Origin of the sequence: Gordonia sp. L191, assembly GCF_030077625.1 — a bacterium.
In the GTDB taxonomy this organism is placed as follows: domain Bacteria; phylum Actinomycetota; class Actinomycetes; order Mycobacteriales; family Mycobacteriaceae; genus Gordonia; species Gordonia polyisoprenivorans_A.
The window spans coordinates 1,291,092-1,317,348 of the sequence record NZ_CP125996.1 but is presented as its reverse complement, the minus strand read 5'-3'; the positions used below and the strand labels follow the sequence as shown (position 1 = coordinate 1,317,348).

Here is a 26,257-nt window from a genome sequence, read left to right as displayed (position 1 = left end):
GAATACCCCTTGCATCGAACATACTTTCCTGTACACTGGACCTATCGCACCGATCAGCCACTGGGGAGGGGCCCATGATCGAATCCACTACCATTCTTGACGCGGAATCTGTTGACGCCGAAGCAGTCTTCGCCACCATCGTCACCCAACTCAGCGACCTGCAATGGAACCCGGAGATGACCGGGCCCCAAGCCTTCGGCGCGATGAAACAAGTCCTGTTGTTGCGGAACCTGGTTGATCATCACGCCACCACCCTCACCGGCGAACTGGATCGCCTGGGCGTCGCCGATCACAAAACCACCCGACTTCGGGAGTTGTTGATCAGCATGGGTTTCGCGCCCTCGGTCGCAGGTCGGTACGTGCGGATCTCGGCCACCAGCGACATTGATCTGTTGTTGGCGCATGCTGCGGACGGGTCCATTTCTTCCGAACACACCGACGCCATCGTCCGCGGGTTGGCGCACATCGACGCCCGCTCCCCCGAACCCCTCAACACCGTCCACCGGTGTGAATACCTGCGGAAACTGCTGTCGCACTACTTCGCCGGATTCACCCCCGCCGAAATCAACCTCTACGCTCGGCAGTTGGGTAACGAACTGGCCGCGGAGACGCCTGGTGGGTTACCGGCCGCCGAGGACAAGACGATCAACTCCTACACCGACCGCATCACCGACGACGGACGGCTGGAAATCTCGGCGAACCTCGACATCATCGCCGGGAAAAGACCCGCACCCTGATGGAAACCCTGTCGGCTCCCAAGCCGCAGCCCGACGGGTCCCCCGATCCCCGCACGCCCGAACAAATTTGCGCGGCCGCGTTCGAAACCATCGTCGAACTCGCGGCACAAGGATTGGCCGACACCACCTTCTCGGCGAAACCCACCAACGGGTTGTTGTGGACCTGGTCAGCCGACAATCCGGCCGTCGGCGGCGAGTTGCAGAACATGGGTCCGATCACCGAAGCCACCGCGCGAATGCTGTCGTGTGACACCACGATCACCAAAATCATCCTCAACACCGACGGCGTACCCCTCGACGTCGGACGCCAGGAACGCTTCTTCACCCCCGGCCAACGCAAAGCCTTACTCGTGCGGGACCGCGGGTGCGTCAAATGCGGAACACACGCCGGACGCTGCCAAGCACACCACGTGCAGCACTGGAGCGACGGCGGGCCCACCGACCTCGACAACGGCTGCCTCCTCTGCACCAGCTGCCACGACGACGTCCACCACCACGGATGGGACATCATCATGGGATTCGACCGCCACCCCTGGCTCATCCCACCCGCCAGCATCGACCCGAAACGACAACCCGTACCGTCCTACCACCGACGCACCATGCGACTCGACGACACCGCAGCCTGACCTACCCTGCCCCACAACCTGATTCCCTGCACCCGGGATCGCCGGGACCGCATCTGTTGTTTGAGAACTCCATAGAGACAACCCACCCGATGGTCGAGGTGTTCGAGTGCCCGTGGCCCAGAAACCCCTTCGACACAAGGGGTCTCGAGGCTCGTCGCTGGCGCTCCTCGGCACCTCGACCACCGGGATGGGAACGGCCGTCGGGCACGAAACCCCGGGGTGGGAACGGTCCCCCCGATGGTCGAGGTGCGAGCCGCGTGCGGCGAGCCTCGAGACCAACTGCACCGGTGCTGTATTCGGACCACCGTGCACCGGAAACCCTTCAGCACAACAGGTCTCGAGGCTCGTCGCTAGCGCTCCTCGGCACCTCGACCACCAGGATGAGACGGCCATCGGGCACGAAACCCGGGGTGGGAACGCCCCCCGCCGATGGTCGAGGTGTGAGCCGCGTGCGGCGAGCCTCGAGACCGCTTGCAGCAGTGCGGGAACCGAACCACCGTGGACCGGAAGCCGCTCAGCACAAGGGGTCTCGAGGCTCGTCGCTGGCGCTCCTCGGCACCTCGACCATCGGGATGGGAAGGGCCGTCGGGCGGGAAGGGCCGCCGGGGCGGGAAGGGCGGGGGCATTCCCGCGCGGGGAGGCCTCGACCGTTGGGTGGGAAAGGTGACGGCGCCCGCGCCCCCCGGTGAACGAACTACACCATCAACCGGACGATGTCGACGACGCGCTTGAGCCCCGGTAACGCACCGGCGGTCGATCGCGGATGCAGGGCGTGGACCGCCAGGCGGAAGATTGTGGCGCGCAACATCATCTGTGGCCACTCCGGCTCGTCGGACCAGCGCTGTACGAGGTCGTCGTCAGCGCCGCCCCAGGCCAGCGAATCCACGACCACTACCGCCGCCGCCCACGACGCCGGCCGCCAGTAGGGCACGATGTCGGTGATGCCGGGCGCAGCCGCACCGGCGAAGAGCACCGTGCCGAACAGGTCACCGTGCACCACCTGGCTCGGCAGGTCGACGTTCTTGCGCAGAGTCGCAAGCGTTTTGAGGATCTCGATGCTCTCCTGGCCATCCGGTGAGGTCGGCTCGGCCATTCCGGCGGCACGCGCCGAGCGCATCGGGGTGTCCTCCCATGCGGCGCGATCGGCAGCGGCGAAGACGTCGACGTCGGTGTGGGGCGGCGCAGGCTGCTGGAGCAGGAATCGTGGTCGCTCGAGTCCGGCGATGGCCTCGTGCAGTCGTTCGGCCACCGACACCACCTCGTCGTGGCGGGGTTCGGGGACGCCGGCGATGTAGGTATCCGCACGCCATCCGGAGACGACGTACCGACCGTCGGTGGCCCGGAACGGTCGCGCGATTCGCAAACCCTCGACGTAGAGGTTCTCGCGGACCGAGGCCGACCACGCCGCGCGCGCGTGGTCGGGCACCAGCGACAGCACGACCTCCCCGACACGCCACCCGCCGACCCAGCGCTCGCCCATGGCGATGGGCGGGTGGGCGGTCAGCCCGAACGTATTGAGCACGTGCTCGGGGGGCTCGACGGTATTCACGTCTGCAGAGATTACCGAGATGGCGCCCCGAAGCCGCGCAGCGACGCGGCTACGAGGTGCCGAGTCAGTAGACCGGCAGTTCCTTGTCGACCTGACTGGCCCATGCGGTGATGCCACCCTGCAGGTGCGTGGCGTCGGCGAATCCGGCTCGCTTGAGCGCGGCGAGCGCCTCCGCCGACCGGATTCCGGTCTTGCAGTACAGCACCGTCGGCCGGTCCTGCGGGATCTGGGCCAGTGCGGCGCCGGACAGGATCTGATCCTTGGGCACCAGGGTCGCGCCGTCGATGTGCACGATGTCCCACTCGACCGGCTCGCGCACGTCGACCAGCGCCAGTTTCTCACCGGCGTCGATCTTCTCCTTGAGTTCGACGGCGGTCAGTGTCGAGCCCGCGGCAGCCTGGGCGGCCTCGTCGGAGACGACACCGCAGAACGCCTCGTAGTCGATCAGACCGGTGATCTTCTCACCCTCGGGGTCCTTGCGAATCCGGATGGTGCGGTAGGTCATGTCGAGAGCGTCGTACACCATCAGCCTGCCCAGCAGCGGCTCACCGATGCCGCAGATCAGCTTGATCGCCTCGGTGCCCATGATGGAACCGATCGAGGCGCACAGGATGCCGAGCACCCCGCCCTCGGCGCACGAGGGCACCATGCCCGGTGGCGGCGCCTGCGGGTAGAGATCGCGGTAGTTGATGCCGCGACCATCGGGGGCGTCCTCCCAGAACACCGAGGCCTGTCCCTCGAAACGGTAGATCGATCCCCACACGTAGGGCTTGTGTGCGAGCACCGCGGCGTCGTTCACCAGATATCGGGTCGCGAAGTTGTCGGTGCCGTCGAGGATGAGGTCGTAGCCGGAGAACAGCTCGATGGCACCCTCGGGCTCGAGGCGCTGATCGTGGATGTTGACGGTGACGAACGGGTTGATCTCGAGGATCGAATCGCGCGCACTCTCGGCCTTGGGCCGACCGACGTCGGACTGGCCGTGGATGACCTGGCGCTGCAGATTGGACTCGTCGACGACGTCGAACTCGACGATGCCGATCGTTCCGACGCCGGCGGCGGCGAGATAGAGCAGCGTCGGCGACCCGAGCCCGCCGGCACCGATGACGAGCACCTTGGCGTTCTTGAGTCGTTTCTGCCCGTCCATCCCGACGTCGGGGATGATCAGGTGCCTGCTGTAGCGCGCGACCTCGTCGTTGGAGAGTTCGGCCGCTGGTTCCACCAGCGGGGGCAAGGATGACACGGCAGGCCTCCCGGGTATGCGAGTCGGACGGGTGAACTGAGTCGAACAACGACCCGGCGCACCTCGTCATTCCCGCAAGTGCAACGGCTCAGCCGGCGCTCGTCCGATCGGGGAAGGGCCACGGGTTGGGTTTGCAGACCAGCGCCGGGTTGGCGCGGATGTCCGGATCGAGCGCCATGATCTCCGAGTTGGACACCCCGAAGGACTGCTGCATCATGATCGGCGCCGGCGCTCCGTTGGCCGGGCACGGGACGTGATGCTCATATCCGATGCCGTGACCGACCTCGTGGTTCACCAGATATTGGCGGTAGGCGACGTCGTCACCCTCGTAGGACTGCGCGCCGCGAATCCAGCGGGCCTCGTTGAGGGTGACCCGCTCCTGTGGCGGATAGAAGCACGAGGTCTCCAGTTTGATCTGGTACCCGCAGAGTTCGCGCGTGGTGTTCGTCGACGTCAGGGACAACCGCAGGTCCGGGTTGCCGCGATCGATCCGCCGGAACGACACCTTGCCGTCACCGATCCAGCTCTTGTCGTTGGCCAGCGTGGCGTCGACCATCTTGGCAAATGCCTGATCTCCTCCGTACTCCGCCGGGATCAGACCGTTCTCGACCTCGACGGTGTAGGTGTACACCTGCCCGCCACGACCGACCTGCGGTGTCGTGCCCGGAACCACGCGAAAGGTCTTGCGCCCCACCGTGGTGAAGCCACCTCCGCCCGGCAGTGCCCCCGCGGGCAGTTGCGCGGGCGCGATCTCTCCGGTGGGTGCACCGATCGGCCGGGTCTCCTTGGTGACCTCGGCGTTGCGGGCCGACGAGTCCGGGCCGACCGGCGCGCTGGCGTTGGTCGTGTTGTCGTCACGAATCGTGTAGACGAGCAGCACGATGGTCAGGACCACCAGAACCGGGATCGCATAGGCACGCCACCCGTAGGTCGTCACGAATCGACCGATCGCACTCTGCTTCTTGCGCGGTGGCGCGCTGTCACGGTCCGAGCGTGGCCGGCCGTTGTCGTCGGTCGGGTCCCAGCGAGCGCGCAGCGGCTGATCCGGGAGCGGACGCCGACGGGTGGTCGTCGCAGACCGAGGCGCGGCTGCCGAAGACGGGGCGGTGCGTGGCGGCGTCTGGTCCGTGCGGTTCTCGCCTGTCCCCGTTGGCGTCTGGGCTGCCTCAAACGATCCGCCGGAAGCGAACGATCCACCGGGCACCTGGTCGGCGGCGTGTGGTGACCGCGGATCGGCGTCGCGCGCACGGGGCCGCCCCGTCCGGCGCTCCGCGCTCCCCGTCCCCGACGCATCATCTGTGCGGCTCACGGTTCACACCCTCTCACAGAACCGGCCAATACCACGTGCGACATCACACGTCCTCATCGAAGGCTGTGAATTCACTTGTGCGATCCACGCGGTTTGTGGGTCACGAGTCCGAGTACCCTCTAACCATGTCAACGGCGGCTAATGTCTCCTCCGGGCGCAACGGGACCCGTCTACCCCGCAGTGCACGGCGCTTGCAGTTGCTCGAGGCCGCAAGCGAGATCTTCGTCGAGCGCGGCTATCACTCGGCGGGCATGGACGAGATCGCAATTCACGCCGGCGTCAGCAAACCAGTCCTCTACCAACACTTCCCGTCGAAGCTCGACCTCTACATCGCGGTGGTCGATTCGCACGCGGAGAAGCTGGTCGTCGACGTGAACAACGCGTTGCTCACCACCACCGACAATCGCCGGCGCGTACGGGCGGCAGTGCAGGCGTTCTTCGACTTCATCGACTCCGACAATTCCGGATATCGGTTGATCTTCGCCTCCGACGTGATGGATCCGGCGGTCATCCGGCGTACCGAGGGCGCCACCGAGGCGTGTGTGGACGCCGTGTACGGGCTGGTCATGCAGGATTCCGGACTCGACCCCTACCGCTCGCGCATGCTGGCGGCCGGACTCGTCGGAGCGAGCCAGGTCAACGCCCGCTATTGGCTCGAGGCTCGCCGGCCGATCGACAAGCAGACCGCGGTGGACACCACCGTCGCCTTGCTGTGGGGCGGGCTGTCCCATGTGCCGCGCCAGGTCGAGATCGACGCCGCGGCGTCTGCCCTTGCCGCCGCCGACACCGCCGCCGAGTCGCCCACCGACGCCGAGTAGTCGGCCGGCTGAGACGAGAGAACGCACCGAGCCGATCTGCTCGATGCGTTCTTCTCGGGTTGTACCGGGTAACCGATCAGGAACCGAAGCCGACCCGTCGGTTCTCCGCGGCGCCGACCTCGACGTAGGCGATCTTGGCGGCGGGCACCAGATAGCGGGCACCGCGTTCGTCGGTGAGCGAGAGCAGCGGCTCCTTGCCGGTCAGCACGGCTTCGACAGCCGCGAACGCCTTGTCGCTCTCCAGCGGAGACTGGATCGACAGTTCGCGAGGGCTGTCGGTGATACCGATCTTCACTTCAATGGTCATGGCCACCCTTCTGTGTGGAAACCTCGTGCGTCCACGCCGACGGACGAGACGCCGAGTGCCTGCCGCACAAGGCTAGTCCAGCGATCACCGTGACCCACACCGGCTCCGCTCACAGCGAAAAGCCACATTCACCGGCACACGATCTCGAGTCCGATCAGCCCAGCCCCATGTCGGACATCCGCTCGGCGTGCCGTGCGGTGATCGAGTCGAAGAAGTCGGCGACGCCGTTGAGGGAGGTGGCCCCCGAGAACAGCAGGTCGGTCACGCCCTCCTCGGCCGCGAGTACCCACTGGGCGTGGGTGACGGCCTCCCCGAGCAGTCGTCGGCCCCACAGGGTCAACGGCGAGCGCAACGCCGGGTCGGCGGCGATCGCCGCCTTGACCTGCTCACGGGCGAACTGGGAGTTCCCGGTTTCGGCCATCACCTGGGCCACCACCTGTTGGGCGACCGGCGGCATCATCTCGGAGAGTTCGGTGTAGAAGTCGGCGGCCAGCCCGTCGCCGACGTAGGCCTTCACCAGGGCCTCGAGCCAGGTCCGTGGGGTGGTCGCCCGGTGGTACTGGTCGAAGACGGCGCGATAGCGCTCGATCGACTCGGCGGGATCGAGTCCGCGGCGTGACACCTGCTCGGCGAGCAGTTCGAAGTGCGCGATCTCCGACGCCGCCATTCGCGCGATCGCGATCCCGCTGGGAATGTCGGGGGCCATCGAGGATTCGTCGATCAGCCGGTAGAACGCGGCGTACTCGCCGGCGAGAAGCACCGCGAAGAGCTTGCCGACGGCCCTGTCCTCCTCGTCGTCGAGGGTTGCCGGGAGCGGTTCGGGCGAGGCGGTGGGCGACGACATGCCCCGATGGTAACGGTCGCGCCTGCAGGCGGCCGGTGAGCACCACGTACACTCGTGAACGGTGTGGTCGGCGAACGCCGGTCGTCCATGCACGTGGAGGCAGCCTTCCGGCGCCCTGCGCGCGTGCGACGCCGAGGGGTTCTCACACTCGGGAGCCCGTCGGAATCCCCGTCGGAGTCCACCGACTCCTCGCAGACCACCCGGACATTGCGCGCGCACTGCCGAGCCCACCCGCTCGCCCGACGCGACCATGGCGGTCGCGCGGCGAACGCGAACCACCGGGAGTCCCGAGAACCACTCGACCCGGTGCCACTCGCAGGATTCGTGGAGCCTTTCGTGCGCGCTCGAGCGACACATGAAAGGCGCACGCACAACTTATGACTACTCCCGAACTCCAGACCGACGAGGTCCAGACGACCATCGTCGATGAGGAGCACACCTCGCCGACCTTCGCCGACCTCGGCGTCGACGAGCACATCGTGTCGGCCCTCGCCGACGACGGCAAGACCCGAACCTTCGCCATCCAGGAACTGACCTTGCCGCTCGCCCTCGGCGGTAGCGATCTGATCGGTCAGGCCCGTACCGGCATGGGCAAGACCCTCGGTTTCGGCGTTCCGCTGCTGCATCGTCTGGTCCACCCCGAGCAGTCGGGCGTGCGACCCCTGGACAACACCCCGCGCGCGCTGGTGATCGTGCCGACCCGCGAGTTGTGCCTGCAGGTGACCGGTGACCTGGAGGTGGCCGCCAAGAAGCTGGTCGTCACCCTGCCGAGCGCCGATCCGGTCGAGGGCGACGACGCGCCCGCCGCGAAGCCTCGCCGGCGGCCGCTGAAGATCACCTCGATCTACGGTGGACGCCCGTACGAGTCGCAGATCGCGGATCTGCGTGCCGGCGTCGACGTGGTCGTCGGTACCCCCGGTCGTCTGCTCGACCTCGCCCAGCAGGGACACCTCATCCTCGGCAAGGTCGCGGTCCTGGTGCTCGACGAGGCCGACGAGATGCTGGATCTGGGCTTCCTGCCCGACATCGAACGCATCATGGCCACGCTGCCCGACCAGAAGCAGACCATGTTGTTCTCGGCGACGATGCCGGGCCCGATCGTCACCCTCGCGCGCACGTTCTTGAAGCAGCCCACCCACATCCGCGCCGAGCACGCCAACGACTCCGCCGTCCACGAGCGGACCACACAGTACGTCTACCGCGCGCACGCGCTGGACAAGGCCGAACTCGTCGCACGCATCCTGCAGGCCGAGGGGCGTGGCGCGACGATGATCTTCACGCGCACCAAGCGGACAGCGCAGAAGGTTGCCGACGACCTCGCCGAACGCGGGTTCTCCGTCGGTGCGGTCCACGGTGACCTCGGCCAGGTGGCCCGCGAGAAGGCGTTGAAGAAGTTCCGTACCGGCGAGATCGACGTACTCGTCGCCACCGACGTCGCCGCGCGCGGCATCGACATCGACGACGTCACCCACGTCATCAACTACCAGTGCCCCGAGGACGACAAGACCTATGTGCACCGCATCGGCCGGACCGGCCGCGCCGGACGCACCGGGATCGCGGTCACCCTCGTCGACTGGGACGAGTTGCACCGGTGGGAACTGATCAACGCGGCGCTCCAACTCGGTGTCCCCGAACCGGCCGAGACCTACTCGACCTCCGAGCACCTGCTCAGCGAACTGTCCATCCCGGAGTCGGCGACCGGACGGATCACCGCCCCCCGACGTAGTTCGGCCGAGGGCGACGGCGAACGCGTCGAGCGACGCGAGCGTCGGGAACGACCCGCCCGCAGTTCACGCACGCGCCGCCGGACCCGTGGCGGCCAGACGGTCGACACGGACGGCGAACAGAACACCGGCGACGAGCCCACGACGACGGCCGATACCGCCGGGAGCTCGGCGGACAGTACGGGCTCGGCCGACGCGGAGTCGGCCACCGAGACCGGTGACGCTCCCCGCAAGCGGCGTCGCCGGCGTGGCGGCGCCCGTCGACGCGGCGGGCAGAACGCGCCGGCCACCTCGGACAGCGGCGCCTCGGAGTAGAATCCACCGGACCTGCCGACGCGCAGCCGCGACGAGGAGTATTCGAGATCAGCACGTCGACCCCATCCCGGAAGCCGCCGGCGCGGCGGGTGCGCCCGGAGCGACGCACCCTTGTCGACCTCCTGGTGAGCCTGTTCATCGTCATCGTGCTCGTGGTGGCGGGGGTGATCGTCTGGTGGATCAGCCCCGCGCGGACCACCGACAGCGTCCCGGCGCGTTCGACTCCCCCGACGGTCACACCGGCCACCGGGGTGCCCGAGGCCTTCGCGTCCCGGTGGTCTGCCGAGTCCGCGGCCACCGACGTGCCGGCGATCACCGCATCGACCATCGTGACCGCCGATGGCGGGACGGTTGCCGGGCACGACCCCTCCTCCGGCCGGGTCTTGTGGCGATACTCGCGTGACTCCGCACTCTGCACCGCCGCGGCCGCGTGGCCCGGCAGCGTCAACGAGGTGCTCGCGGTGTACCGCAATTCGCGTGGCTGCTCGGAGGTGACCGCGCTCGACGGTTCGACCGGTGTCCGCAAGGGCGCGCGCACCAGCGATGCCGACGACACGCTGCACCTGATCACCGACTCCGGCTACGTCCTGGCACAGGGTCCCGGCCGTCTGGAGACGTGGGGATCAAATATGGTGCGCGGCATCGAATACGGGCGCGTGACCGCACCGGTCAAGCCCGGCGTGCAGCCCGGCCGCACCGACTGCCACCTGTATTCGTCGGCGATCTCGGGCGATCGGGTCGCCGTCATCGAACGCTGTGCGGGCGATCCCGGATACCGGCTGACGGTGCTCGGTGCGCTACTCGACAGCAACGAGCAGGTCACCCAGTACGGGTCGTCACTCATCACCGATCGGGCGTCGGCCGACCCGCCGGCGCTGATCGCGATGAGCACCTCCGGGATCGCGGTCTACGACGGCGGCACCAACGGCAACGGACCCACGCCTGCCACCCCGAGGATCCGACTGTTCACCGCCGACGGCGCCGCGGGCGCGTCGAGCGAGGTCAAGGGGGCGCCGCGACCTCCGGCCGACAGTGTCGCGACGTTCTCGTCGGGGCTGATCACCTACTTCACCGGCGAGGCCACCGTCGTCCTCGACGCGCAGTCACTGCGCCCGCGCTATCAGATCCCGGCCGCACTCGGTCCCGGTGAGGTGATGGCCGATCAGTTGTTGCTGCCGAGTCCGTCGGGGATCACCGTCCGCGATCCCGCCGACGGCGCCGACATCCGTACCATCACCCTGCCGCGACGCTCCGCGACGAACGGCGGGACGGTGATCCTGCGTGTTCTCGGCGATCTCGTCGTCGAGCAGCGTGGAGCACAGCTGGAAGTGTTCGGGCCCAAGGGCTGACGGTCGGGGCCGAGGGCCTGACGAGTCGGGCCTCGATGACCTGTGACGGATCAGGCGAGGTCGGCGGTGCGCACGTCGCCGCCGCCGTCCCAGTACTTCCAGAGGTTCTCCGCGAGTTCGCGATATGCGGTGGCGCCCTTGTTCTTTCGACCGCGCATCACCGACGCCCCGGAGGCCGACGCCTCGGCGAAGCGCACCGTACGCGGGATGGGCGGGTCGAGGACGGGCAGTCCGTAGCGGTCGGAGACGTCGGAGAGTACGTCGCGGCTGTGGGTGGTGCGCGCGTCGTAGAGGGTGGCCACCGCGCCGAGCATCGTCAGCCCGGGATTGGTGATCTGCTGGACCTCGGTGACGGTGCGCATCAGTTGCCCGACGCCCCGGTGTGCGAGCGTCTCGCACTGCAGGGGCACGATCACCTCGTCGGCGGCGGTGAGCCCGTTGAGGGTCAGCACACCCAGCGACGGCGGGCAGTCGATCAGGATCACGTCGAAATCCTCGGCCACCTCGGCCAACGCCCGTTTCAACGCATATTCCCGCCCGGGCCGCATCAGCAACAGCGCCTCGGCTCCGGCGAGGTCGATCGTCGCGGGCAGCAGCGTGACGTTGTCCTCGGTGTCGAGCAACACGTCGGCGATCTCCTCGTCGCCGAGCAGCACGTCGTGTACCGAGGACTGCACCTGGTCCGGATCGTGACCGAGTGAAAACGTAAGGCACCCTTGCGGATCCAAATCCACAACGAGAACCGACGAGTCCAGGTCCGCCAGCGCCGCCCCCAACGACGCGACCGTCGTGGTCTTGGCCACCCCACCCTTTTGGTTCGCAACCGCAAGCAAGCGCGTCATGGGTCCACTGTAAGGGTTTACCCAGGCAAATACTGTGCGCCGACCCGTACCCCAGCGCGACGCCCACCGCGGGCCATGGCGATGCCGGGTGCCACGACGATGCGAGGTTACTGTTTGCGCCCTCGTGGACGTCGCGTCGTGCGTTCGGCCCGCCGTGCGGGTGGAGGCGTCGGCTCGTCGAGCTCGAGATCCCCGGCCAGCCAGCGGATCGACGCCGGGGTGAACAAGCCCACCAAGGTGATGAGCGCGAGAACGGCCAGCGGGACCGCGAACAGCGGCTGATGACTGGTGAACAGGTAGTAGGACACCGGCAGCAGCAGGATCTGCGCGACCAGCGAGATGGCCCGGCCCCACCGGCGGCCGACGAGCAACGCCACCCCACCGGCGAGCACACCGCCGAAGATGATCGCGAGCCACAACGCGGTGCCGATACCGTTGAACGCGTCGTGCCGGTCCTCGGTCAGACCGCGCACCACGAGGACGACGGCGATGATCAGGGCCACCACTCCCTCGAGGGTCGTCAGCGCCCCCGCCACCCGAATGGCGGTCGGCGGGCGATCGGTGTCCGCCGGATCGCGGTGGGACATCGACGCGTCCGACTCGCCCGGTTCGGTGACTCGCGGCTGGTCATCGCCGGATCGCCGACCTCGTGGCCCACCCCCCGGCTCACTGCGTTTGCTCACCTGTCCAGGGTAAGCGGATCCGCCACGGGGCTCACAGCGCCCGCCCGGCCGACCGCGCCGGGCGCCGACCCCATATCCTCGGGTGTCGTGCGCGTCATGCTCATCGTCAATCCGTTCGCCACCGCGACCAGCCCCGCGGGCCGCGACGCTCTCGTCAACACCCTGAGCGCGCACTTCCCGGTCGACGTCGAGCACACCACCCACCGCGGACATGCAGGTGAACTCGGTGCGCGCGCGGTGGCCGAGAACTACGACGCGGTGATCGTGCACGGCGGCGACGGATCGGTCAATGAGACGGTCAACGGATTACTCGGCCCGCCCGGCGACGCCGCGCCGGCCCGCCTGCCCGCCCTGGCCGTGATCCCCGGCGGCAGCGCCAATGTGTTCTCCCGCACACTCGGTATCGATCCCGATCCGCTGCAGGCGACGCGTCAGATCATCGATCTGCTCGACCGCGACAGTCACCGACGAATCGGGCTGGGCCACTCGGCCGATCGATGGTTCCTGTTCAACGCGGGCATGGGGATGGACGCGATCATCGTGCACGCGATGGAGGACAAGCGCCACGCGGGCAAACCCGCCACCCCCGGCCGTTACCTGTGGACCACCATCGCCAGCTTCCTTCGAAATGCCGGTGGCACAGCCAGTTTCACGGTCACCGCAGCGGGTCACGACCCGAGGACCGGCGTGCGGTTCGCCTTCGTCTCCAACACCAGCCCCTGGACCTACCTCGGCCGCCGCGAGATCCGGATCAATCCGGGAACCGGATTCGACACCCGGCTCGGCGTCTTCGCCGCGACGTCGACCGGCGTACTGCGCAATCTTCCGCTCGCGACCCGCCTTCTCGCACAGCGCAATCCCAAAGCCCATCATCTCTTCCGCGACGACGACGTGGCCTGGGTCTCGTTCGCGGCAACCGAGCCGGTGGACGTGCAGATGGACGGCGACTACATCGGGGCCTACACCGACATCCGATTCGATCACCGCCACGACGCGCTCGACGTGGTCGCACCCGCCGCGTCGACGGGGGCCTGACGCAACATCACCGAACGCAACATCCCTGACGCAACATCACCGTCATCGTGTCAACACCTGGCCGCAGCACGGCGGGGGACCCTTGACAGAGCGGCCCGATCACTGTGACATGAACCGTTGCCACGTTCGCTTGGTGTTGCACGTCACCCGAGGATGTAACCAATCGGACGATCGAGAGCTAGCCGACCTGGGAAAACGCGTGACGCGACACGTGATCGAAGCGTAGGATAGATCATCGGAGTTCGAGCTGACGCACGGACCCCCCTGCCATCGGGGGTCAGCCGAAGTGATATTGCGACAACAGTGATATTGCCCACGTGTTAACGGAACACCATTGACTTCGGCTGGATTCGTGAAAGTATTCACAAGCAACAGCGCGGAAACAATCGGTGCCTCCGCGTGAACGATCGGTTACAGCCAACACGAACCAACCAACGGTTATCGAGTGGTGCCCTGCGCACCTGAAGGAGAAGGAATGGACTGGCGTCACAAGGCAATCTGTCGCGACGAGGATCCGGAGCTGTTCTTCCCGGTGGGAACCAGCGGTCCGGCCATCGCCCAGGTCGCTGATGCGAAGCTCGTCTGCGCGCGGTGCCCGGTCACCGCCGAGTGCCTGTCGTGGGCTCTGGAATCGGGCCAGGATGCAGGCGTCTGGGGCGGCATGAGCGAGGACGAGCGTCGGGCACTCAAGCGGCGCACCGCACGCACCCGTACCCGTAGCAGCGTCTAGCGAACAGCGATCACGGCTGCCACTGTCCGGCGGCCCACAAGAGACCCGGCCTCGGCCGGGTTTTTTGTTGCCCGCCCACGCCGCGATCCCCGGCCCTCAGCGCGGTTCGCGGCGCAGCGGCACGACGAGGACAACCTCGGCTCCCGGCCCCTCGGGATTCGCCCCGGCGCGCACCTCGCCGCCGAGCTCGATCGACACCAGGGTCTGCACGATCCGCAGCCCCAGGCGATCCGAGGCCGCGAGGTCGAACCCGTCGGGTAGCCCCGAACCGTTGTCGCGCACCGCAATCCGGAGCCGACGCACGTCTCGGTCGGCCCGGATGTCGATGCGCGCATCGGTGCGCGACGGAGCGAATCCGTGCTCGATCGCGTTCTGGACGAGTTCGGTGAGAACCATCACCAGCGGCATCGCGAGATCCGAGGCGAGCACGCCGAGCCGGTCGCGGCGGCGCACCATCACCGGCTGCTCCCCCGAGGCGACATCGACGAGGGTGGGCACGAGACGGTCCACGGCCTCGTCGAGGTCGACCTCTTCATCGACGCTGCCGGAGAGCAATTCGTGGACGAGCGCGATGGAGGCCACACGTCGTACCGCCTCGGTGAGTGCGGTGCGCGCCTCGTCGTTGGTGGTGCGCCGCGCCTGCAGACGCAGCAACGCCGACACCGACTGCAGGTTGTTCTTGACGCGGTGATGAATCTCCCGGATCGTCGCGTCCTTGCTGATGAGGGCGAGGTCGCGCCGTTTGACCTCGGTGACGTCGCGGATCAGGACCACCGCCCCGGAGCTGACGCCGCGGGGACGCAGGGCAACAGCGCGGATGAGCACGGTGGCACTGCGGGCGTCGGCTTCCATCCGCATCCCGATGTCGCGGTAGGGGCCCGCGGGCGGATCGCTGATCCCACAGGCGGCGTCGATCATCACCGCGGCATCCTGCGACTCGAACGGATCGGTCAGCAGTGTCGCGGTCACCTCCGAGAGCCGGGCGCCACTGAGATCGGAGGTCCAGCCCATGCGGTGAAACGCCGACAGCGCGTTGGGACTGGAGTAGACGACCATGCCGCGGGCGTCGATGCGCACGAACCCGTCGCCGGCACGCGGGGTCGACAGCCCCTGCGGATTGCCCTCGTACTGCGGGAATGTGCCGTCGGCGACCATCTGGCACAGGTCATTGGCCGAATCCTGGTACGCCAGTTCGAGCGGCGAGGGCAGCCGCGGATGGGTCAGGTCGACCGCACGGGTCAGCACCCCGACGATCCGCTCGTCCCCGGACGGGTCGACGTAACGCACCGGCACCGTCTCGCGCCGGATGGCCATCGCGCCCAGCCACGTCGGGTCCTCGTCCCGCAGGATGCGGCCCTCGGCGAAGGCCCGTGCCACCTGCGGATGTACCGCCGGATCGACCACGGTGCCGACCTCGTCACTGGGGAAGACCGTCGAGGCGGTGTTCGGCCGGCATTGGGCGACGTTGACGATCTCGCCGGTGTCGGTGCGCACCGACAGGACGAAGTCGGCGAACGACAGGTCGGCCAACAACTGCCATTCGGCGACGAGCCGCTGCAGATGGCCGGCGGCACTGTCGGAAAGAGTGGTGTGCTCGGCGAGCAGATCGACCAGGGTGGACATCGGAGATCGGGCCTCAGTACGCCGGCACCGGGCCGGTCACGCTCGTTCGTAGACGGCGATGACGTCGCCGGCCTGGATGACGTCGCCCACCGCGACCTTGACCTCGGCGAGGGTGCCCGCGTCCTCGGCGAGCACCGGGATCTCCATCTTCATCGACTCCAGGAGCACCAGGGTGTCGCCGACCTCGACGTGCTGACCCGCCTGAACCAGCACCTCCATCACGCTCGCCACGATCTCTGCCACGACGTCCTCAGCCATGCCCATGAATCTAGGGCATGGGCGACCCCCGGGCCGAAAGCGCCCGAGACCGAGCAGGGCCCGGACACGAAAAAGCCCGGGCGGGAGCCGATCATGTCGATCGGCGATCACCGCGCCGGGCGTTTCGCGTTCGCGCTCAGGCGTTGGGACGCTTGCCGTGGTTGGCTGCGTTCTTCTTCCGTGCGCGCTTCTTGCGTCCGCGCTTACCCATGACGGGCCTCCTTCATCCAGATGTGCTCAGCGATTGTCCCACGTGCGGCATCCGATCCGACAATCGCCCGTCCGGATCGCCCTGGCGGTGGGACCTAGTCTCCGGTGGAGTAGCGAGTCTCGGTGACGATGACGGACCTGCGGATCTCGATCCGCAGCCGGTCCCGTAGACCGGCCGGCGCCCGCTCGCCACCGCATTTGCGGTTGATGAGCGCTTTGAGTTCACTCTCGATGCCGTAGTGCGCAAGACACGACGGGCAGTTGTCGAGGTGCCCCTTGAGTCGGGCGCGCGCGTCCGGATCGCATTCGTTGTCCAGCAGCAACCAGACGTCGGCGATCACCGCCGAGCAGTCCAGCGAGCTGAATTCCGGATCGTCGTCGGCCGGTACCTGTGGTTGCTCACTCATCGGGCCACCTCGCTCGTCGTCGCCGAGCGGTTGAACCCGCGCTCGCGGGCAACGTCGGCCAGCAACTCACGGAGCTGGCGGCGTCCGCGGTGCAGGCGCGACATGACCGTTCCGATGGGTGTGTCCATGATCTCGGCGATCTCCTTGTACGGAAGTCCCTCGACGTCGGCGTAGTACACCGCCATCCGGAAGTCCTCGGGCAACGCCTGCAGCGCCGCCTTGATCTCGTCGTCGGGGAGGGCGTCGAGCGCTTCGATCTCCGCCGACCGCAGACCCGTCGAGGTGTGCTCGGCGTTCGCGGCCAGCTGCCAGTCGGTGATCTCGTCGGTCGGGTATTGCGCAGGCTGCCGCTGCTTCTTGCGGTAGCCGTTGATGTAGGTGTTGGTCAGAATCCGGTACAGCCACGCCTTGAGGTTGGTGCCCTCGCGGAACGACGCGAATGCGGAGAACGCCTTCACGTAGGTTTCCTGCACGAGATCCTCGGCGTCGGCGGGGTTGCGGGTCATCCGCAGCGCTGCGCCGTACATCTGATCGAGCAGCGGCAATGCGTCGCGCTCGAAGCGCTCGGTGAGGTCCTGCGCGGATTCACCCGGGTCCGCGCGCCGCGGGGCCGCCGAACCCGGTCCGTCGGACGCTCCGGTCGTGGGGCTCGATCCATCTGAGGGGCTCGACGCTTCCGGACCGGCCCCCGGGGAGCTCTCGCGGCCGTCTGAATCGGGTTCGATCACTGCGATCCCTTCGGTGGTGACGCCGGTGGACACCGTTGCCGGTGGCCCGATGATGTCGATCAAGTCTACCGAGCCCGGGTCGGCCACCGGCGTCCGAGGTTCACTCGATCGGCGTCGGTCGAGCAGCATGTCCGCACTCACCTACCCACCTGCCTTTCTGCGCTGTCGAACCGCCGACACCGTCGTATCCGGGCGCGGGTTCTGGTTCACCCGCATGCCCGACACAAGTGTCCGGCTCGTTCGTCTGTCGTGGGGCGAGCGTCGTATCGACCATCGCGTCGATGGCATCGCGTCCGCCCCGGCCACTGCACTCAACAGGACCGACACCACAATTGTTCCGGCAGCATCACCGCACCCCGGCGTGCGGTGATGCGGTCGGCGGGCTATCCAGACGCGTGAGAGGCCCGCCGGCGTCGGGTCACGACGGTCCGCGATCGGCCGGTCCGCCACCGGCCACCGGCGGGACCTCCGTCACGTCCACCGGCTCGGTCCAGGCAGTGCGGAACTCGGCGGGTGTCATGCGGTACTGCGCCCGAAAGCGGTTGCGAAGTGTTGACACGGAGCCGAATCCGCATGCCGCGGCGACCATGTCCAGGCTCGGGTGCACCCGACGGAGCAGGAGTTCGCGGGCACGCACGAGCCGTCGCTCGGTGATCATCGTCGCGGGGGTCTCCTCGCTGTCGGCGAAGTGCCGATATAGCTGACGGCGGCTCATGTGGAGCGACCGGGCTATGGTCTCCGCGCAGAACTCGGGATCCTGGAAGTACTGCTCGACGAGCGCGCGCGTCGCCGCCCTGATGTTTTCCGAGTCGCCGCCGCTTTCCGAGTCGGACCGGTCCTGCGTCAGCAAGGCCCGGACGAGGTCGATCGCGGCGAGCTCGGATCCGGGGTCGGTATCGGCGCCACCGGCTGCGACGTCACACGCGAAGGTACGGAGGAACGCGGCCGCCGCCCGCGCCAGCGGCGTGTCGGACTGCACCGGAGACATCGTCCGACGTGTCGGACCCGATTCGTTACCGAGCAGACGCACCGGGACCGCGATCCCGGCGACGTCGGAGATCCGCTGCGAGGTGCGCGAGTAGGGCTGATCGTTGTCGAAGATCAGCACGCTGTCGCGCGAATCGTCGGTGACGGACCGGTCCCCCTGGAGAAAGCGACCGCCGTCGGGCACGGTCGTGGTGACCACGAGGTAGGGCGAGGGGTGGTCGCCGATGAGCTCCGCCGACCGCGACACGGTGCACGGGGTCCGCAAGATCACGAAGGCGTGCAGGTCGGTCAGCGGACGCCAGAAGACGATCTCGTCGAAGTCCTCGGCGACATCGGCGGCGACGTGTATCCCCGAGGTCCGGTTGACCAGTCCCTCGCGCCCGGAGCTGCGGACATAGCTGATCGGATTGTTGCCCACCGGGTTGTCGGCCCCGATGCGTCGACGCCACACCTGAACCAGATCCGTCGGTAGACCCCGCCGGCGGATCTGGTGGCTCACGTGATCACCGAACTCGCTGTCGGGGCCCTCGTGCTCGCCACGCCGGCAGCACGATCAGCGAGGCGACGAAGAAGCAGACCGCTCCCACGAAGGTGCCGGTGTTGGCGAGCACGTCGTCGACGGTGGCACCGTTGGGCGTGATGTAGGCGCCGACCGCCGATACCCCGAAGGCGATGCAGCCCAACAGGTTCACCTGTCCCGCCCACCAATCGACGTCACCCGGATTCCAGATCGGGTTGCCGTGCGAATACGCCACGAGGACGAACGCCGCCGACAGGAGGAATGCCACCGAACCGCCCGCATCCGGCGACCAGACCAGATGTTTCTGGGCGGCCAGGGTGTGGGCGGTGACCGCCGAGGTGGTGCTGACGTTGAACAGCACGGTGCCCAGGGATTGCGAGGCGGCGGCGAGCCATTCGGCCCGGACCATCCGACCGGGCGCGTAGTCGACCGCCACGCTGACCGGGCCGCTGTTGATCACCTGGATGAGTCCGGCGGCGGTGAAGAACCACGCGCCGATGAAATAACAGATGTTGGCGTTGGCGGCGCCCATCCAGATGCCCAGCCACGGCGCGGATCCGAGCGCGAACAGCGCCGAGCCGATCATGAAACCCCAACACTGTTTGGTCAGGGTCGGGACCAGTATCGCCTGCATGGCACTCGGAGTCGCTGCGGCCGAACCACTCTCGGACGTGGAGCTCATCAGTGATGGAAGTGGGAGCCGGTTCCCTCGCGTGGCATCGGCGACTCCAGCTGATCCAGGAACGCGACCTCACTCTCCAGATCGGTCACCAACGCCGTCGCCAGATCGTGACTCAACCCCGCCCGCACCACGATCCGCTGCAAGGTCCAGTCGGCCAACCCGTCGGCCATCGGATACGCCGGCACCAGCCATCCCTTGAGCCGCAACCGATCCGACAGGTCGTACAGCGACCATTTGTCGGTGTAACCGTCCTTCAGTTTCCACGCGAAGACCGGAATCGTGTCACCCTTGCTGACCAGCTCGAACGGCCCCAACTCGGCGATCGCCGACGACAGATACGTGGCCACGTCGATCGATCCCTGCTGGATCAACCGATAACCTTCGCGCCCCAGCCGCAGGAAGTTGTAATACTGCAACAACACCTGCGCGCCCGGACGTGAGAAGTTCAGGGCCAGCGTCGGCATGTCACCACCGAGGTAGCTGCAGTGGAAGACCATGCTCTCCGGCAAGGCCTCGGTGTCACGCCACACGATCCATCCCAGACCCGGATACACCAGCCCGTACTTGTGTCCCGAGGTGTTGATCGACACCACCCGCGAGACCCGGAAATCCCATTCCAGGTCCGGCTGACAGAACGGCGCCACCATCGCACCCGACGCACCGTCGACGTGGATCTTGACGTCGAGCCCGGTGTTCTTCTCGATCTCGTCGAGCTTCGCCGAGATCTGTTGCACCGGTTCGTACAAGCCGTTGTAGGTCACGCCCAGGATCGCGACGACCCCGATGGTGTTCTCGTCGACGTACTTCTCCAACTCGTGCCCGTCGAACACGAAGTGCTCCTGCGAGACCGGCACCCAGCGCGGCTCGACCTCGAAATAGTTGAGGAACTTCTCCCAGCACACCTGCACCGCCGTCGACAACACCAGATTCGGCTTCTCGATCGACTTCCCCTCCGCCTTGCGCCGGGCCTGCCAGTGACGCTTGAGCGCGAGCCCGCCGAGCATCGCCGCCTCCGACGACCCGATCGTCGAGGTCCCGATCGACTTGTCGACATCCGGCACGTGCCAGAGATCGGCGATGATCTTCCAACACCGATCCTCGATCGCCGCGGTCTGCGGGTACTCGTCCTTGTCGATCATGTTCTTGTCGTAGGTTTCCGCATAGAGCCTGCGGGCCTCGTCATCCATCCACGTCGAGACGAACGTCGCCAGATTCAACCGAGCGTTCCCGTCGAGCATCGCCTCGTCGTGAACGATCTGATAGGCCGTCTCGGGCAGACTCATGCTCTCGGGGATGGCGAACTTCGGATACTCGGTGGCCTCACCGGGACGCACGAACACCGGGTTCACCGTCAACGAATCGTTGAGATTGGTGGTGGCGCGGGCATTGGTGTGCTTTCGCGTGGTCATGACTGATGTCCTTCCGACTGACGAGATGGGCGGTGATGAGTGCACGAATGATGGGGTCGGGGTCGTCGCCTCGTAAGGACTACACCTCCACCGGCGGATACAGCCGGTCCATGGTGTACTGCCTGTTGCGGCGCGCGGCCAGGGTCGAGACCGCCAGGAAGACCGCGGTCAGCACGAGTATGACCGCCAGGGACCCCCAGAATCTGTAGTCCACGTTCTCGGCGACGGTGAGTTGTCTCAGGCCCGTCACCGTGTAGGTCATGGGATCGACCCAGTGGATGTACTGGAAGGGTTTGGTCGTGGTTGGCACCGGATAGATGCCGCCCGCCGAGGTGAGCATGACCATGAGGAAGGCCAGCGTCACCACTCTGCCGACCGCGAGCCCGAACAACGCGTTGAACATCTGGATCATCGCGAGGAACATCGCGACCATCAGCAGCATGAACCCGAAGGTCGCCCACGGGTGCGACGGACGCAATCCCACCGCGAACACCACCACCAGGTAGAGGATGGCGGCCTGCAGGAATCCGACGAAGAACGTCGGGGCATACGACGCGAGCACCACCCGAAACGAGTTGAGCCCCTGGGCGATCGGGCGGGCCTGCAGGGGTTTGAACAGCATCCAGGCGATGATGCTGCCGACGAACAACGCCAGGCCGAAGAAGAACGGCGTGAATCCCGTTCCGAAGGTCGACGCCTCGTTGAGGGTGATCTCCTTCAACGCGACCGGCTGACCGAGCGTCTTCGCGAGTGCATCCTTCTGCGCCTGCGACCACTGGGGTACGGCCTTGATTCCCTCGTCGACGCCGGTCGCCAACTGTTGGGTACCTGCGGTGAGTTGTGTTGTGCCGGAAGCGAGTTGGTTGGCACCGTCGGACAGTTGCACCAGGCCGCTGCTCAACTGGTCGGCACCCGAGCTCAGCTCACCCGCCGCCGACCTCGCCGCCTGGATGTCGCTGGTGAGTGTTCCACTCTGCAGCAGACCCATCACGGCGCGCAGCGGGCTGTTGGGATCGGACAGTTGCGCCGAGAGAAGGTTGGCGTCGCCACGGACCTGGGTGAGCTGATTGCTCGCCGTGGGCCCGAGGCCCTGATTCCCGAGGAAGTCCTGCACCGGCGCCAATGAACCGGCCAGTGCACGGACATTGGGGTCGAGGCTGGTGCGGAGTTGACCGATGACCGCGCCGAGCGCGTTGTAGGCCTGCGACTGGGTCTGTGCGGCCGCGTTCAGCTGGGTGGTCACCGCACCGGTGTTGGCCGCGAGCCGGGTCGCGGTGGCACTCAGCTCGGCCGGACTGAGCCCGGAACTTCCGTTGAGCGCGTTGAGGATCGGCGTGGTCGCCGAGTCGACGGCACTGTTCAGCTCACCGAGGCCGGCGGCCAGCTGTCCCGCGCCGTCCTTGGCGGTGACGAGATTGGTCGAGAGTTCGTGCGCCCCGGTGTTCGCCTGTTTCATCCCGGTGTTGAGCTGGTTCACCCCCGATTGCACCTGCGCGAGCTTGGGCATGAGTTTGGTGACGTCCTGCAAAACGATGTCGAAGGTCTGGGCGCCGACCTGGGCGCCCACCTGGTTCACCACCTGCTCGGCGGCGTCCTGCCCCATCACCGTCGCCAGATAGTTGGTGGCGTCGTTGTAGGTGAAGACGAGCTGCGCCGAACGCGCATTGCCGCTCGCGGGCGACGAGACGGCCTCGCTGAAGTCCTCGGGCAAGGTGATCGAGAAATAGTACTTGCCGCCGGCCACCCCGTCGGCCGCTTCCTGCGCCGAAACCTCGTGCAGGTCGAGCTGTTTGGAGTCGACCAGCCCCTGCACCACCTGGTCACCGGCCCTGAGCGGTTGACCCTGCACGGTGGCGCCCTGGTCGGAATTGACCAGGGCGACCGGGATTCTGTTGACCGCGTCGAACGGATTCCAGAACGCCCACAGGTACAGCGCCCCGTACATCAGCGGCATCAGGATGATGACGATGAGGGCGAGCCGAGGCATCCGCCCCCGGTAGTAACGCTTGAAATCGCTGCCAGGCGAGAAAGCGGCGAGCATCCTCTAGATCCGATCTTCTTGGTCGAGCTTGACGAATTCGTGGTCGATGAGGTTGTGCACCTCGATGACATCGCGGAATCCCAGGTCCGAGAAGCCGCCGTTGACGTCGGCGGTGACGACGGTCTGGTGCCGGCCCAGGTCGATCAGCCGCTGCAGCAGCATGTGGGAACTGTTGACCCGATTGAGTCGGTCGACTCCGCCCACCACCAGCAACTCCGGCCTGGCGACGTTGGCCACGGCGATGCGGAACAGCGCCGCGGTCAACTCGGGCAGTTCCTCGACGTAGGCGTCCATCGTCGGTAGCGCGTACGGGCCGAAGACCGGCCGACAGATCCTCTCGAGATCGTCGGCGTCGGCTTGCGGCACCCACTTGTACCAGGGCGCATGCCACCGGATGGTTTCGGTGAGGACGTCGTGGACCCGGATCGTCTGCTCGATGTCGTCGATCTCGTCGATGTCGGCGATCGCCGCCCGGGAGAACAGGTGCTGGGCCTTGTTGGTGCGTCCGAAGGCCGTGAGATGACCGGAGGACGGCTTCATCCGGCCGGCCAGCGTCAGCATCAGCGCCGTGCGGCCTCGACCGCCCGAACCGACCAGCACGGTGACACCGCCCCGCCGAACGGTCAGGGTGGTGGGTCCGTAGATGTGGCCCCATGATGCCCGGACCCCGATGTCCTCGGCGATCAGCAGCGCTTCACCGGCCTCGGACGGGTCTGTCCGTGTGCCGGTCCCGGCGACGGGGATCTGTTCGGTCGGTGCTCCGTCGGCATCGTTGTCGTCCGGTCCGAAGTCGGCTCTCGCCTCTGTCACGGCTACCTTTCTCCCGTGCCCACACGCACGTTGTTGTCCGTGGCGGCCCGCTTTTGTTCGCTGACCGAAGAATCCACCATCTCGACACTTCGCACGAATTCTCTGCACGCGGCCGTGAAACCAACGACGTCATCTAATCTCAGCGTTCGTCGATTCGCCAACAAACTTCCACTTCGCATCCGAGCGACAATCGTCTCGCGAGCAGCCCATCGATTCATCCGTTCGGACCAACGCGGCACCCGGTACCGCGCTCGCGACCTCGCGAGATGCGGCTCTGCCGGGCTCGGGGCGAGCACTCTATCATCGGTATCGCCGCATTGTGGAGAAATCTTGGTGAATGCCACCTCGGCCCGCGCCGATCATCGGTGTCGGCGGTGCACGAATTGTGACACAGATTTGTTGCCCATCTGTCCCGAATCCGATGTCTCGACCTCCGCTAGGGTCACGACGACAAGATCGGCTATCAGTCAGCATGATTCGGCGTCACCGGGGTGATTGGAGTCGGCCCACGAGCGCCGCGGGCACCACATTCGAGGTGCGACATGGCCCGATTTGGGACATGATGCCGACGAATCTGCGACAGTTCTCGGCATAACCCAAAGAATCGAGCCGGACACGACGCGGCGACCTATCGGTACCGGGATAATCGGAGTCCGGGGTCGCGCACTTTTCACGTTCGCCCGAAAATAATTCATCCCTGCAGCAGGACCACCACGCGTGCGCCAGGCGCACGCCCTCGAGAAAGCGGACCCAACAATGTGCACTCGCGTGATCTGGCCGGATGCCAACGGCTCGGTTGTCGTCGGTCGTAACATGGATTTCCACAAAGACCTCATGACGAACCTGTGGAAGCAACCCCGGGGAGTGCAGCGCGACGACGGGGTCAAGGGAGAACTCACCTGGACCTCGAAATACGGCAGCGTCATCGCCACCGCATTCGACATCATCTCCGTCGACGGACTCAACGAGGCGGGCCTCGGCGGACACGTCCTGTGGCTGGCCGAGTCGACCTACGGACAACTCGACGAGTCCCGCCCGGCGTTGAGTCAGGCGATCTGGCTGCAGTACTTCCTCGACAATTTCGCCACCGTCGCCGAGGCGGTCGCGTGGATCGACGAGACGTCGGTGCAGGTCATCCAGATGCCCGATCCGACCGGCGGCAATCCGCCCACCATCCACCTCGCGCTGGACGACGCCACGGGCGACTCGGCGATCATCGAGTACATCGACGGTCGCGCGCAGGTCTATCACAGCGCCGATTACCACGTGATGACCAATTCCCCGACCTACGACCAACAGCTGACGCTGCTCACGCGCTGGGAGGGGCTCGGTGGCGATCAGCCGCTGCCCGGTGACACCGAGGCCGAGCACCGCTTCGCCCGCGCGGCCTACTACGCGAAGCGACTGCCGCAGCCGAGTTCCCAGCTCGAATCGATCGCGAGCATGTTCAGCGTGATACGCAATGCCGCCCAGCCGTTCCGGATCCCCGACCCCGGCAAGCCGGATGCGTCGCAGACGATCTGGCAGGTCGTGCTCGACCTGACCAACAAGCGGTACGTGTACGAGTCCACCACCCGACCCAACGTGGTGTGGGTCGACCTCGCCGATCTCGACTTCTCCGAGGGCAGCGGACAACTCAAGCTCGACCTGCTGAGCAAACTGTCCCTCGAGGGCGGGATCGCGGGCAACGTGGCTTCGGACTTCGCCGACGACGGACCGATGACCTTCCTGTCCTTCGCACTCCTCGAACAGCTCGAGAAAGCCCAGGGCGCGAGCGCCGCCAAATCCTGAGCGCGAGCGCCGCCAAATCCTGAGCGCGAGCGCCACGAAGTCCTGAGCGCGAGCGCCGCCACGTCCTGAGCGTCCCCCGGCGAGCGACGTCGGCTCGGTGCGATTTGCCGTGACGGTGGCGTCCACGACATCGTGGACGCCACCGTACTCATGCAGCGAGAGGACATCGGTGTGGCCGCCACCCCTGCCGTCGCCGCGCTCACCGCGCAGTCGATACCCCATCGCGTGCACCGCTACCGCCACGACCCGCGAACCACCGCCTACGGCGCCGAGGCCGTCGACGTGCTCGGCGCGGCCTTCGGGGTGGCTGCCGAGCAGATCCTCAAGACGTTGGTCATCGAGTTGTCCGGTACCCGTTCGGGTCTCGCGGTGGCCGTCGTGCCGGTGCCGCGCTCGTTGTCGCTGAAGGCAGCGGCCGCCGCGCTGGACGCCGGGCGCGCGGTGATGGCCGACGCCAAGGCGGTCACCCGGAGCACCGGCTACGTTCTCGGCGGGGTCTCCCCCATCGGCCAGCGCATCACGCTGCCGACCGTCGTCGACGAGTCGGTTCTGCGGTGGCCGCACGTGTGGTGCAGCGCCGGACGCCGGGGGCTCGAGGTGGAGGTGGCCCCCGCGGATCTGATCGCGATCACCTCGGCGGTGACCGCCGACATCTGCGCCGCCGCGGGCTGACGGTCACTGTC

General features: G+C 66.9%; 24 protein-coding genes and 1 pseudogene. 8 read left to right on the top strand and 17 right to left on the bottom strand.

Features of this window, described 5'->3' with window-relative positions; all coding sequences use genetic code 11:
• The first annotated feature begins 74 nt into the window (after window positions 1–74).
• Window positions 75–1,363 (top strand): annotated as a pseudogene (locus QNM97_RS05825) (HNH endonuclease).
• 694 nt (window positions 1,364–2,057) lie between these two features.
• Here the strand turns inward: QNM97_RS05825 and QNM97_RS05820 are convergent.
• From QNM97_RS05820 to QNM97_RS05810, 3 genes are all read right to left on the bottom strand, one after another.
• Window positions 2,058–2,912 (bottom strand): TIGR02569 family protein, encoded by an 855-nt coding sequence (locus QNM97_RS05820; RefSeq protein WP_208792024.1) that lies wholly within the window; start codon window positions 2,910–2,912, stop codon window positions 2,058–2,060.
• A 64-nt stretch (window positions 2,913–2,976) separates the two neighbouring features.
• Window positions 2,977–4,152 carry an adenylyltransferase/sulfurtransferase MoeZ gene (moeZ, locus tag QNM97_RS05815; RefSeq protein ID WP_244332254.1) on the bottom strand — a complete coding sequence of 392 codons (1,176 nt, stop codon included), beginning with the start codon at window positions 4,150–4,152 and terminating at the stop codon, window positions 2,977–2,979.
• 88 nt (window positions 4,153–4,240) lie between these two features.
• The gene (locus QNM97_RS05810; RefSeq protein WP_283823108.1) at window positions 4,241–5,188 is read right to left on the bottom strand and encodes a DUF3152 domain-containing protein; all 948 of its coding nucleotides are present in this window, start codon (window positions 5,186–5,188) and stop codon (window positions 4,241–4,243) included.
• Between the two features lie 398 nt (window positions 5,189–5,586).
• Between QNM97_RS05810 and fasR the strand changes: the two genes are divergently transcribed.
• On the top strand, window positions 5,587–6,279 hold the full coding sequence (gene fasR / locus QNM97_RS05805; RefSeq protein WP_208792025.1) for an HTH-type transcriptional activator FasR: 693 nt from the start codon (window positions 5,587–5,589) through the stop codon (window positions 6,277–6,279).
• A gap of 76 nt (window positions 6,280–6,355) precedes the next feature.
• Here the strand turns inward: fasR and QNM97_RS05800 are convergent, their stop codons facing one another.
• Entirely contained in the window at window positions 6,356–6,586 is a 231-nt protein-coding gene (locus QNM97_RS05800) for a DUF3107 domain-containing protein (protein ID WP_123929171.1), read from the bottom strand.
• Between the two features lie 154 nt (window positions 6,587–6,740).
• Complete coding sequence (locus QNM97_RS05795) at window positions 6,741–7,430, bottom strand: ferritin-like fold-containing protein (protein ID WP_208792026.1); 690 nt, start codon at window positions 7,428–7,430, stop codon at window positions 6,741–6,743.
• Between the two features lie 377 nt (window positions 7,431–7,807).
• On the opposite strand from QNM97_RS05795, the gene QNM97_RS05790 reads away from it, so the two are divergent.
• Both QNM97_RS05790 and QNM97_RS05785 read left to right on the top strand, forming a co-directional pair.
• The gene (locus tag QNM97_RS05790) at window positions 7,808–9,469 is read left to right on the top strand and encodes a DEAD/DEAH box helicase (RefSeq protein ID WP_283821961.1); all 1,662 of its coding nucleotides are present in this window, start codon (window positions 7,808–7,810) and stop codon (window positions 9,467–9,469) included.
• 125 nt (window positions 9,470–9,594) lie between these two features.
• Window positions 9,595–10,818, top strand: coding sequence for an Rv3212 family protein (locus QNM97_RS05785; RefSeq protein WP_283821960.1), 1,224 nt, complete (start codon window positions 9,595–9,597; stop codon window positions 10,816–10,818).
• A 50-nt stretch (window positions 10,819–10,868) separates the two neighbouring features.
• On the opposite strand, the gene QNM97_RS05780 is transcribed toward QNM97_RS05785, so the two are convergent.
• Both QNM97_RS05780 and QNM97_RS05775 read right to left on the bottom strand, forming a co-directional pair.
• Window positions 10,869–11,660, bottom strand: coding sequence for a ParA family protein (locus QNM97_RS05780; protein ID WP_006368657.1), 792 nt, complete (start codon window positions 11,658–11,660; stop codon window positions 10,869–10,871).
• A gap of 107 nt (window positions 11,661–11,767) precedes the next feature.
• Complete coding sequence (locus tag QNM97_RS05775; RefSeq protein ID WP_349632350.1) at window positions 11,768–12,343, bottom strand: hypothetical protein; 576 nt, start codon at window positions 12,341–12,343, stop codon at window positions 11,768–11,770.
• Between the two features lie 87 nt (window positions 12,344–12,430).
• Between QNM97_RS05775 and QNM97_RS05770 the strand changes: the two genes are divergently transcribed.
• Window positions 12,431–13,378 (top strand): diacylglycerol/lipid kinase family protein, encoded by a 948-nt coding sequence (locus QNM97_RS05770; protein WP_208792029.1) that lies wholly within the window; start codon window positions 12,431–12,433, stop codon window positions 13,376–13,378.
• Window positions 13,379–13,853: 475 nt separating this feature from the next.
• A complete protein-coding gene (locus QNM97_RS05765) occupies window positions 13,854–14,108 on the top strand; it encodes a WhiB family transcriptional regulator (RefSeq protein WP_006330074.1) in 255 nt (84 codons plus the stop codon).
• 96 nt (window positions 14,109–14,204) lie between these two features.
• Here QNM97_RS05765 and QNM97_RS05760 read toward each other — a convergent pair whose 3' ends face one another.
• The 10 genes from QNM97_RS05760 to QNM97_RS05720 form a co-directional block, all read right to left on the bottom strand.
• The gene (locus QNM97_RS05760; protein ID WP_208792030.1) at window positions 14,205–15,731 is read right to left on the bottom strand and encodes a sensor histidine kinase; all 1,527 of its coding nucleotides are present in this window, start codon (window positions 15,729–15,731) and stop codon (window positions 14,205–14,207) included.
• A gap of 36 nt (window positions 15,732–15,767) precedes the next feature.
• Window positions 15,768–15,989 (bottom strand): biotin/lipoyl-binding carrier protein, encoded by a 222-nt coding sequence (locus QNM97_RS05755; RefSeq protein WP_208792031.1) that lies wholly within the window; start codon window positions 15,987–15,989, stop codon window positions 15,768–15,770.
• A gap of 136 nt (window positions 15,990–16,125) precedes the next feature.
• The gene (locus QNM97_RS26610) at window positions 16,126–16,200 is read right to left on the bottom strand and encodes a 50S ribosomal protein bL37 (RefSeq protein ID WP_369758845.1); all 75 of its coding nucleotides are present in this window, start codon (window positions 16,198–16,200) and stop codon (window positions 16,126–16,128) included.
• Between the two features lie 94 nt (window positions 16,201–16,294).
• Window positions 16,295–16,606, bottom strand: a complete 312-nt coding sequence (rsrA, locus tag QNM97_RS05750) for a mycothiol system anti-sigma-R factor (protein ID WP_208792032.1) — start codon at window positions 16,604–16,606, stop codon at window positions 16,295–16,297.
• A complete protein-coding gene (locus QNM97_RS05745) occupies window positions 16,603–17,475 on the bottom strand; it encodes a sigma-70 family RNA polymerase sigma factor (protein ID WP_502874993.1) in 873 nt (290 codons plus the stop codon). Before QNM97_RS05745 ends, rsrA begins: the two co-directional genes overlap by 4 nt.
• A gap of 277 nt (window positions 17,476–17,752) precedes the next feature.
• A complete protein-coding gene (locus QNM97_RS05740) occupies window positions 17,753–18,820 on the bottom strand; it encodes an AraC family transcriptional regulator (RefSeq protein ID WP_283821959.1) in 1,068 nt (355 codons plus the stop codon).
• A gap of 4 nt (window positions 18,821–18,824) precedes the next feature.
• Window positions 18,825–19,523 (bottom strand): hypothetical protein, encoded by a 699-nt coding sequence (locus QNM97_RS05735; protein ID WP_283821958.1) that lies wholly within the window; start codon window positions 19,521–19,523, stop codon window positions 18,825–18,827.
• Window positions 19,523–20,932, bottom strand: a complete 1,410-nt coding sequence (gad, locus tag QNM97_RS05730; protein WP_283821957.1) for a glutamate decarboxylase — start codon at window positions 20,930–20,932, stop codon at window positions 19,523–19,525. The genes QNM97_RS05735 and gad overlap by 1 nt, the downstream gene beginning before the upstream one ends.
• A gap of 79 nt (window positions 20,933–21,011) precedes the next feature.
• On the bottom strand, window positions 21,012–22,973 hold the full coding sequence (locus QNM97_RS05725; protein WP_283821956.1) for a YhgE/Pip domain-containing protein: 1,962 nt from the start codon (window positions 22,971–22,973) through the stop codon (window positions 21,012–21,014).
• 3 nt (window positions 22,974–22,976) lie between these two features.
• Entirely contained in the window at window positions 22,977–23,717 is a 741-nt protein-coding gene (locus QNM97_RS05720; protein WP_502875045.1) for an ATP-binding cassette domain-containing protein, read from the bottom strand.
• A gap of 822 nt (window positions 23,718–24,539) precedes the next feature.
• Here QNM97_RS05720 and QNM97_RS05715 point away from each other — a divergent pair.
• Together QNM97_RS05715 and QNM97_RS05710 are read left to right on the top strand one after the other, a co-directional pair.
• Window positions 24,540–25,574 carry a linear amide C-N hydrolase gene (locus QNM97_RS05715; protein WP_283821955.1) on the top strand — a complete coding sequence of 345 codons (1,035 nt, stop codon included), beginning with the start codon at window positions 24,540–24,542 and terminating at the stop codon, window positions 25,572–25,574.
• Between the two features lie 171 nt (window positions 25,575–25,745).
• Window positions 25,746–26,246 carry an aminoacyl-tRNA deacylase gene (locus tag QNM97_RS05710; protein ID WP_208796264.1) on the top strand — a complete coding sequence of 167 codons (501 nt, stop codon included), beginning with the start codon at window positions 25,746–25,748 and terminating at the stop codon, window positions 26,244–26,246.
• Window positions 26,247–26,257 lie beyond the last annotated feature (11 nt).

What these genes read in the sequence shown, in the direction of transcription:
- QNM97_RS05760 (WP_208792030.1), bottom strand. Translation starts at nt 15,731, where the DNA reads ATGTCCACCCTGGTCGATCTGCTCGCCGAGCACACCACTCTTTCCGAC.
- QNM97_RS05790 (WP_283821961.1), top strand. Translation starts at nt 7,808, where the DNA reads ATGACTACTCCCGAACTCCAGACCGACGAGGTCCAGACGACCATCGTC.
- QNM97_RS05795 (WP_208792026.1), bottom strand. Translation starts at nt 7,430, where the DNA reads ATGTCGTCGCCCACCGCCTCGCCCGAACCGCTCCCGGCAACCCTCGAC.
- QNM97_RS05735 (WP_283821958.1), bottom strand. Translation starts at nt 19,523, where the DNA reads ATGAGCTCCACGTCCGAGAGTGGTTCGGCCGCAGCGACTCCGAGTGCC.
- rsrA (WP_208792032.1), bottom strand. Translation starts at nt 16,606, where the DNA reads ATGAGTGAGCAACCACAGGTACCGGCCGACGACGATCCGGAATTCAGC.
- fasR (WP_208792025.1), top strand. Translation starts at nt 5,587, where the DNA reads ATGTCAACGGCGGCTAATGTCTCCTCCGGGCGCAACGGGACCCGTCTA.
- QNM97_RS05715 (WP_283821955.1), top strand. Translation starts at nt 24,540, where the DNA reads ATGTGCACTCGCGTGATCTGGCCGGATGCCAACGGCTCGGTTGTCGTC.
- QNM97_RS05780 (WP_006368657.1), bottom strand. Translation starts at nt 11,660, where the DNA reads ATGACGCGCTTGCTTGCGGTTGCGAACCAAAAGGGTGGGGTGGCCAAG.
- QNM97_RS05755 (WP_208792031.1), bottom strand. Translation starts at nt 15,989, where the DNA reads ATGGCTGAGGACGTCGTGGCAGAGATCGTGGCGAGCGTGATGGAGGTG.
- QNM97_RS05800 (WP_123929171.1), bottom strand. Translation starts at nt 6,586, where the DNA reads ATGACCATTGAAGTGAAGATCGGTATCACCGACAGCCCTCGCGAACTG.
- QNM97_RS05765 (WP_006330074.1), top strand. Translation starts at nt 13,854, where the DNA reads ATGGACTGGCGTCACAAGGCAATCTGTCGCGACGAGGATCCGGAGCTG.
- QNM97_RS05725 (WP_283821956.1), bottom strand. Translation starts at nt 22,973, where the DNA reads ATGCTCGCCGCTTTCTCGCCTGGCAGCGATTTCAAGCGTTACTACCGG.
- gad (WP_283821957.1), bottom strand. Translation starts at nt 20,932, where the DNA reads ATGACCACGCGAAAGCACACCAATGCCCGCGCCACCACCAATCTCAAC.